This window comes from Streptomyces montanisoli (genome assembly GCF_017813245.1).
GTDB classification, from domain to species: domain Bacteria; phylum Actinomycetota; class Actinomycetes; order Streptomycetales; family Streptomycetaceae; genus Streptomyces; species Streptomyces montanisoli.
On sequence record NZ_JAGIQL010000300.1, the window covers coordinates 1 to 3501 of the forward strand.

3 protein-coding genes and 2 rRNA genes are annotated in these 3501 nt (G+C 70.1%); 2 read left to right on the top strand and 3 right to left on the bottom strand.

From position 1 onward, the window contains the following. Together JFN87_RS32440 and rrf are read left to right on the top strand one after the other, a co-directional pair. Positions 1-80, top strand: a 23S ribosomal RNA gene (locus JFN87_RS32440); the annotation flags it as partial. A 79-nt stretch (positions 81-159) separates the two neighbouring features. Next, positions 160-276, top strand: a 5S ribosomal RNA gene (rrf, locus tag JFN87_RS32445). 113 nt (positions 277-389) lie between these two features. Here the strand turns inward: rrf and JFN87_RS32450 are convergent. From JFN87_RS32450 to JFN87_RS32460, 3 genes are all read right to left on the bottom strand, one after another. Next, positions 390-1700, bottom strand: coding sequence for a DUF58 domain-containing protein (locus tag JFN87_RS32450; RefSeq protein ID WP_209346001.1), 1311 nt, complete (start codon positions 1698-1700; stop codon positions 390-392). Positions 1701-1710: 10 nt separating this feature from the next. Beyond that, entirely contained in the window at positions 1711-2703 is a 993-nt protein-coding gene (locus JFN87_RS32455; protein ID WP_209346003.1) for an AAA family ATPase, read from the bottom strand. Beyond that, positions 2700-3501: DUF4350 domain-containing protein (locus JFN87_RS32460; protein WP_245182828.1), on the bottom strand; the 802-nt coding region annotated here is incomplete at its 5' end. The genes JFN87_RS32460 and JFN87_RS32455, both read right to left, overlap by 4 nt.

Here is a 3501-nt window from a genome sequence, read left to right on the forward strand (position 1 = left end):
CGACTGGGTTGATAGGCCGGAGATGGAAGCCAGGTGACTGGTGGAGTTGACCGGTACTAATAGGCCGAGGGCTTGTCCTTAGATGTTCGCGTCCACTGTGTTGGTTCTGAAACCACGAACAGCCGTGTGTGTTCCGGTGTTTGATGTGTTTCATAGTGTTTCGGTGGTTTTAGCGTAGGGGAAACGCCCGGTTACATTCCGAACCCGGAAGCTAAGCTCTACTGCGCCGATGGTACTGCAGGGGGGACCCTGTGGGAGAGTAGGACGCCGCCGAACAATACGTTGCAAGAAAGTCGGGGAGGCCCGCACCACAGGTGCGGGCCTTTTCGCATTTCCCGGCGCGCTGGTGCCCTTCTCGGCGCACGGTGTCGGTTCCTGGGCGGTTCCGGTCAGAGACGGCCGGCCGCCTTCAGCGCAAGGTAGGCGTCCGCCACCGCGGGAGCCAACCGGCTCGGGCCTGCGTCGACGACCGTGACGCCTTGCCGCCTCAACCGGTCAGCCGTCCGCCGGCGTTCAGCCCGCGTCCGGCTTGCCGCTGCCGCTTCGTACACCGCGTCCACCGTGCCTCTCGCATCTGCCATCTCCTCGACCCTCGGATCCGCCACGGCTGCCACCAGGACGGTGTGCCGCTTCATGAGCTGAGGCAGCACGGGCAGCAGGCCCTCCTCGACGGGAGCGGAATCCAGACTGGTGATGAGTACGAGCAGTGAGCCGGGTGCCGCCTCTTTCGCCACGGCAGCGCTGAGACCCCGCATGTCCGTCTCCACCAACTCCGGCTCAAGCGCGGCAGCCGCGTCCATGAGCGAGGGCAGCAGACCCGCTGTCCTCGCTCCGTGCACCCGTGCCCGGACCTGACGGTCGTAGGCAAGCAGGTCGACGCGGTCGCCCGCCCGTGAGGCGAGCGCGGCGAGAAGGAGCGTCGCGTCCACGGCGGCGTCCAGCCGCGGGACGTCCCCGACCCTGCCGGCCGCCGTGCGGCCCGTGTCGAGAACGACGAAGATGCGGCGGTCACGCTCGGGACGCCAGGTGCGGACCGCGACCGCGGTCTGGCGTGCTGTGGCCCGCCAGTCGATCGAGCGGGTGTCGTCACCCGGTACGTACTCGCGGAGGCTGTCGAACTCGGTGCCCTGCCCACGGACCAGGACGCTGGTGCGGCCGTCGAGTTCGCGCAGGCGCGCCAGCCTGGACGGCAGGTGCTTGCGGCTCTCGAACGGTGGCAGCACACGCACGGTCCAGGGCACATGGTGACTGCCCTGGCGGGCCGCGAGGCCGAGCGGACCGAACGAGCGGACCGTCACCCGTGCCGCCAGGCGGTCGCCGCGCCGCGCCGGATTCAGCCGCGTGACGATGCGACGGCGCTCGCCCGCGGGGATCGTCAGGGAGTGGTGAGCGGCGGCCTGTTCGTCCATGGATCGCCAGCTGCTCGGTGGCCATGCGTCACGAACCGCTGCCCGCAGCGGACGGTTCGACGGGTTGGCCACGGTCAGGCCCACATCGGCAGCGTCACCGAGTCGAACGGATGTATCACCACTTCGAGTGAAGAGGAGCGTTCGCACTGGCGCGGCGAGGAGAAGGTCGCACAGAATTGCGAGTGCGAGGATGCCTTCGACGGTCAGGATGCCTCCCCAGCCGGGGGCGATGAGGCCGACGGGGAGGGCGCCCAGCGCCGCGAGGAGCGCGGTTCTTCCGGTGAGAGTCATCGGGGCCGTCTCAGCGCGGTACGGGGACGTGGGCGAGCAGCGTGGTGATGACATGGTCCGCGGTGACGCCTTCCATCTCCGCCTCGGGGCGGAGCTGGACGCGGTGGCGCAGTGTGGGGAGGGCGAGTGCCTTCACGTCGTCAGGGGTGACGTAGTCGCGGCCGGTGAGCCAGGCCCAGGCACGTGAGGTGGAGAGCAGGGCAGTGGCGCCTCGGGGGGAGACCCCGAGGCCGAGCGAGGGGGATTCACGAGTGGCACGGCAGATATCCACGACGTAACCGGCGATCTCCGGAGAGATGGCGGTCTTGGCCATGGCGGCGCGAGCCGCTTCCAGGTCGGCGGGCCCGGCAACGGGGCGCACTCCCGCCGCTGCGAGGTTGCGCGGGTCGAAACCCTCTGCGTGGCGGGTCAGGACGTCGATCTCGTCCGAGCGTGAGGGCAGGGGAACGGTCAGCTTGAGAAGGAACCGGTCGAGTTGGGCTTCCGGGAGGGGGTAAGTGCCCTCGTACTCGACGGGGTTCTGCGTCGCGGCGACAAGGAAGGTCTCCGGCAGCGGACGTGCGGTTCCATCGACCGTGACCTGGCGCTCTTCCATCGCCTCCAGCAGCGATGACTGGGTCTTGGGCGGCGTGCGGTTGATCTCGTCCGCCAGCAGCAGGTTGGTGAAGACCGGCCCCGGCTGGAACGAGAACGCGGCAGTGCGCGAGTCGTAGACCAACGACCCTGTCACGTCGCTGGGCATGAGGTCGGGCGTGAACTGCACCCGCTTCGTGTCCAGTTGGAGGGATGCCGCGAGAGCGCGCACGAGCAGGGTCTTGGCCACGCCCGGCACGCCCTCGAGCAGCACGTGGCCTCGGCACAGGAGCGCGACGACGAGTCCGGTGACGGCGGAGTCCTGGCCTACGACGGCCTTCCCTATCTCGGTGCGCAGCGCTTCGAGCGAGGCGCGGGCGAGCTCGGGATCCGCGGTGGTCCCGTCGGTCTCCGGGGTCGGGGCGCTCATGAGGTGCGTACCTCTCTTTCGAGGGCGTCGAGTTGGTCCGCGAGGCGGACGAGGTCGACGTCGTTGGCGGGGGCCGGGCCGAACAGCAGGAACGGCAGGTCCAGTTGCGTGTGGGGAAGGCGGGCCGAGACGGCGGGGGTGAGGATTTCCGGGCTGTGCGCCTGGGTGGGGCGTACGCCGAGGACCGGGGCGAGTCGTTCGCGGGTGGCGCCGCGCAGGACGTCGGCTGCTCGATCACGGGCATTCGCCCTGCGGTACAGCCGTGCGCGGCCCTCCGTGGCCTCCGAGGCGCGCACCGCGACGGGGAGCCGCTCGACGACGAGTGGGCCGAGCCTGCGCGCCCGCCACAGGGCGGCGAGCACGGCCGCGATGAGGAGTTGGAGGAAGCCCCAGAGCCAGCCGGAGGGGATGAGGTCGAAGAAGGCGCTGCGACCGTCGCCGGTGGCGGTGGCGCTGTCATCGGTGAGCGAGGGGAGGTACCAGACGAGATGCGACCGGGAACCGAGGAGTTGCAGGGCGAGAGAGGCGTTGCCCTGCTTGTCGAGGCTGTCGTTGTAGAGGATGTCGGGGGACCCGAGGAGGAGCGTGTCGCCGGTGTGCGGGTTCGGGACGCGCAGGAGGGTGGGCAGGCCGTCGCTCGCGTAGCATCCGTCGCTGCCCGTGAGGTGCGTGGAGTAGCGCTCGCCGCCCAGGTCGGCCGCGCCGGCGGTGCGGGCGGCGGCGAAGGAGCAGCGGGGGCGGAGCGCCGAGACCTCCACCGGCGGGGCCGTGCGCACGCCCGGCGCGAGGACGGGCGCC